General features: G+C 58.6%; 1 pseudogene. It reads left to right on the top strand.

The features are described 5' to 3' along the window. Positions 1-39: 39 nt before the first annotated feature. Positions 40-2,457, top strand: a pseudogene (locus GTF44_RS21870) (hypothetical protein); the annotation flags it as partial.

The following is a 2,457-nucleotide window of genomic DNA, read 5'->3' as shown; positions in this document are numbered from 1 at the left end:
GTTTTTCGAACCGTGAATCAGACCGCTGCACGGAAATCAATGGGTCCTGACCCTAACGCCCCTGACATTGAGGTGAGTCCGGTGGGTCGCTTGGGGGTCGATGTTGGGTCTGGCGCCGCAGATGATGTTACTGTGCAAATGGGCGGGGGCACAATCACCACCACGGCAGGGTTCGATAATCACGGGATCCGGGTGGATGGGGGGAATAGCGCCACTTCCACGGCGAAGGTGGCAGTGACCGGAGGGGCGATCGAGATTGATGGGGAAAACTCCGTCGGGCTTTACTCTGTCGTCAGTGGAAATGGCAATGCAATTGCGGAACTGGGTGGCAACTCTTCAAGTGCTGCGTCAATCGTCACGAAAGGGGAAAACTCTCACGGGATTGATGCGCTTGTCAACAATTCGGAGAGTACAGCCACGGCGACGGCACTGTTGAAAGAAGGAGGGAAGATCGAGACAAAAACGGCAAATTCCGAAGCGATGGTTGCAAGAACCAGCGGTAAGTCAGGCGAGGCACTCGCGCACATGAGTGGCGGCAAAATCACCACGCATGGGGAGGTGATAAAGGAGGGGACGCCACAGGAAAGGACTGGGTTCGCGCACGCGGTTTCGGCGATTCTCGACCAGGGCGCAAAGGAGGATAGTAAGGCCAATATGACGGCGTTAATGACCGGAGGTGAGATTGAGACGATGCGTAACAATTCATCCGGGGTTCGTGCGTATAACCGTGGCCTTGGCAATGCGCTTGCGCAAATGGAAGAAACGCCTCTCATCAGCAGCACAATCACCACGCATGAAAACCAATCTCACGGGCTTCAGGCGTTTGCCGTACCCGAGGACACATTCACCACCGCGGAGGGCAGAGCGACGGCTGCGGGGAGGGCTGAGGCTGTAATGGTAGACGGGACCATCGTCATTAACGGTGTCAATTCCCATGGGATGTATGCACAGGCCAATGGCGTCCTTGGCACAGCGCTGGTGAAAATGGAAGGCGGCAGGATCACCACGACTCACAGGAATGCTGCCGCGATTTATGCGCGGATTGATAACCAGAACCACAAAAACAACGCGGACAAGACAAACGGGGTGAAGGTGATAATGACCGGAGGGTCCATCCTGACGGAGAACCGCCACGGCAGCTCTTTCGGATCCCATGGGATCTATGCGGACACCACTGGCTCTGCCGATGTGACCGTGGACATGCGGGACGGTACAATCACCACGGTTGGGAGAAACTCTCACGGGATTTATGCGGAATTCGAAGGCGCGGGGGATGACGGGCAAGCGATTGTCAAGCTGGGCACGGAGGCCTGGGTCACGGCTTCCGGCGCGGGTTCAGATGGAATTCGTGCTCAAGGCAGGAGTGGCTTTGACGTATATGTGGCCGGTCGTGTGACGGGCGGCGCTGACGGATTGGGCGGAAATGCCAACGGTGCCGCCATCCGAACGATTTCCGCCGCTGACGGCGGTGGAACAATTCACATCACCGACACCGCCGCTGTGACGGCGGGGAGGTCTGGTCTTGCAATACAAGACTGGGATGGCAATACGGCTGTCACCCTGGAAGGAGCCGTGACCGGGGATATTCGTCTTAGGGGGGGCAACGATAGCGTCACGATTGCTGCCACTGCGAGCTATGACTTTTCCCACGCTCTGAACGGCGGTCGGGGCGATGATCATCTGATCTTGAGTGGCCGGACAATGACCTCAATGGAGAACGTCATCGACTGGGAGCATCTCACGCTGAAAGATGAGACGAAGTTGAGCCTGGATAAGGGTGCCACACTGGATATGGATCTCTCGATCGAGGCAGGGTCTGTATTCAGCGCGTCTGGCGGGGGCAGGGGCACCGGGGCGACGACTGCAGGTAAATTGGCCAACGTTCCTGGCGGAGGGATCACCATCACAGGTGATGTGACCAATAGTGGCACCTTGAGCGTGCAGGACGGGGTTGCAGGGGATGTGATCACTATAGACGGCAATTACACCGGCTCGGGAAGAGGCGTTTTTGCGCTGGATGCGGTTATGGGTGCTGATGGTGCGAACACCGACAGGCTTGTCATCACTGGCGACGCGTCGGGCGAGACGATGCTGTCGATCGCTGGCCTGGACAGCGTTGTTCCCACGGGCGCCCCGCTTGAGCTTAACCTGGTCACGGTTGGCGGAGCGTCTGATGACGCGACCTTCACCCTGATGAATGGCAACTATGTCACGTCAGACGGGGAGCATGGGATGATCTCAGGCGCTTACCTCTATAGGCTGGCTGAGGTTGAGGCGCAGGATGGCGGCCATTGGTGGGCGTTGAGCGCGCTTTCAAGCACCGGTGAGGTACACTATGGACCGTCAGCGCCGATCTATGACAGCTATGGCGCGTCGCTGCTGGCCTTCAATGCGCCCTCTGGGCTGCGCGGGCGGGGCAGCTCGCAAGACTTCCGGACCCTGGCCTGGGGCGGCGCA

Origin of the sequence: Roseobacter sp. HKCCD6576-2, assembly GCF_013179285.1 — a bacterium.
In the GTDB taxonomy this organism is placed as follows: domain Bacteria; phylum Pseudomonadota; class Alphaproteobacteria; order Rhodobacterales; family Rhodobacteraceae; genus Rhodophyticola; species Rhodophyticola oceani.
This window is presented reverse-complemented; position numbering and strand designations above follow the sequence as displayed.